Raw genomic sequence first — 2,414 nt, 5'->3', positions numbered from 1 at the left:
AGGAGAGCCGCTGAGACACGCCGTCCGGAGGTGGAGCTCGTCCCATCTCCGGGCGATCCAGTGGGTCAGGTTTCGACCGGCGACGCGAGCCAAGGTGGGTCAGATTTCAGGCGGCGTTGACACAAGAAGCGCACAACTGCTCTCAGGCCCGTGGCGCATCACTGGCGCGAGGCGCTGGAGGCTGTAGCGGCCACTTCTTAACTCAGGAAGAAGCGGTTCAGGTCCAGACCGGCTGGAGGAGCACCCTATGCGCCCGGTCTTGGATTGAGAGATGGAACGCGACAGCGTTCGGGCGGAGCACCGGGCAAAAATCCTTATGAGCCTGGCAGACGGCGCGGCTAGGCGGCAGCGAGCGATCCACTATGAGGCTGCACTCGGCAGAGCACTTCTCCGCCATTGACGCCGCAAGCATGAGGGACTGCTGCTTCACAGTCAAAGCACGCTGCTCGGACTCGCCGTACGTCTGGCTTGCCACGTGGGCGCAGGCCATCGCCTCGGATCGGAGGTGCTTCACTCGCCAGCACGGGGAGGGTCAAGGGTTGACACAACCGTAACAGCGCTGGGTTGGGCGGCAATTCAACTTCCAATTGGCTTCTTGGGTGGAAGTAGCGAACGTAGGCGGCCGTACCACTGCCGGCGCGGTCTCCTGTCCGATACCTCTGGGGTCGCTCTCCTGCAGGATGCTACCGCGGCGTAATCCAGCCGTGGCGAGCTATGCAGTTCGCGTGTTCAGGCCGTTAGAATGCACATACCTTCCGGGACCCTCGCCCACATAAAAGGCCCGCGACCCGGCCCGGCATTGGATCGGATAGGAGCCGCTGCCGAGCCTGGGCCCTGCCCTTGGTTGGCGGCGGCTCTTTGTATTTGGGCTGGTGTCCACACGGGCCGGCAAGAAAGTGCCCGGCGGGATCCCTGCCGCCGGCGAGGTGCTCAGGGACTAGATAGGAGCAGCCTACGCCTCGCCAGTCGAGAGACGCGGCCGAAGACCGCGGCACGATCCACCCGAGTTGCCCGCCGAGGCTAAACCCCGCCCAGGAGGACTTCGCTGGGGAGTGGCAGGTGAATAAAGGGGAGCGATGTCGATCCTGTACGCAGAGGATGACCAACGCACCGGGACCACCGCCTGCACCCGCAAATCCGCACCGTCACCGGCAAGTTACCTTTTGAAAAGCGGTCGTACGTCGGCGCCCAGCAGCCACCACTACGGGATCAGTCTGGTCGCCCTGTCTACTCCCATTCCGCCTGGCCAGACTCTACGGGACCATCTGTCCCTGAGAAAGGGTCCCACCGAGCAGCAGAACCGCTGCGGCCCCCAATGCTGCCCCGATCGCTGCGGCGATGGCGCAGAAGGCCAGGATCTCCCGCCGGATCCGTAGCAGCTCTGTGCGGTACTCCGTCCTCATGCCTGCGTGGTAGCACAACCTCCGGTTGCTTTTCCAGAAATCCGCTCCGCTTTCGAGCTTGTTGCGCCCGGTTCTAGTGGCCAGCAGCAAATTTGAAGGGGATACCGTTTGGGGCCCCTTGCGCCAGTATCCTGTCCACTGACGGGTAGCGGGTCGTCTCGGTCCTGTATGACGCCGTCACGAACTGCTGGATTGCACCTGACCTGAGCCCCGAAGTTCCTCCGGGCTGAGCTAGAGTCCTAGGTAGCTGTTTGCCGCTGCGGGGGTGGCGTTGGCAATGGCTTCTGTTATCCGCGGCGTGGCTGCACGGCCACCGACCTCGGCGGGCGTGGCGCCGCGGTGTGCCGAGTGCGGCCGGACGTGGTTGTAGTCGGTCCGCCACCTAGCCAGCACCGCCCGGGCGTGAGCGAGCGAGGTGAACAGGGTCTCGTTCAGGCACTCGTCACGCAGGCGGCCGTTGAAGCTCTCCACGAAGGCGTTCTGCTGCGGCTTGCCGGGGGCGATGTAGTGCCACTCCACCTGTCGCTCCTGGCTCCATTTCAGGATGGCGTTGCCCGTCAGGTCGGTGCCGTTGTCGCTGACACACATCAGGGGGCGGCCTCGCAAGGCGATCACAGCGTCCAGTTCGCGGGCCACTCGGACGCCCGATAAGGATGTGTCGGCCACCAGCGCCAGGCACTCGCGGCTGAAGTCGTCGACGACCGCCAGGATGCGAAACCGCCGCCCGTCGGCCAACGCATCGGACACGAAGTCCAGCGACCAGCGCTGGTCCGCCGCCTGCGGCAGCACCATCGGCGCCCGCGTGCCCATAGCCCTCTTCCGGCCACCACGGCGCCGCACCTGTAGCTTCTCCTCTGCATAGAGCCGCCGCAGCCTCTTGTGGTTCAACCGTGTGCCCTCGCGTGCCAGCAGGGTTCGATCCACTGGATCGAACCAGCCGCCGATAGCCGAACCGGCGCCGCTCGGCCGCCAACTCCCGCAGCCGCGCCCGAACCGGCGCATCATCAGGAC

The 2,414-nt window shown here is 65.2% G+C and carries 1 pseudogene; it reads right to left on the bottom strand.

Features of this window, described 5'->3' with window-relative positions:
• Nucleotides 1-1,634 precede the first annotated feature (1,634 nt).
• Nucleotides 1,635-2,414: pseudogene (locus J8J14_RS24570) on the bottom strand (IS3 family transposase); the annotation flags it as partial.

This window comes from Pararoseomonas baculiformis (assembly GCF_017813395.1).
Classification (GTDB): domain Bacteria; phylum Pseudomonadota; class Alphaproteobacteria; order Acetobacterales; family Acetobacteraceae; genus Roseomonas; species Roseomonas baculiformis.
The sequence above is the reverse complement of the archived record's forward strand: the minus strand, read 5'-3'. Positions and strand labels throughout refer to the sequence as shown.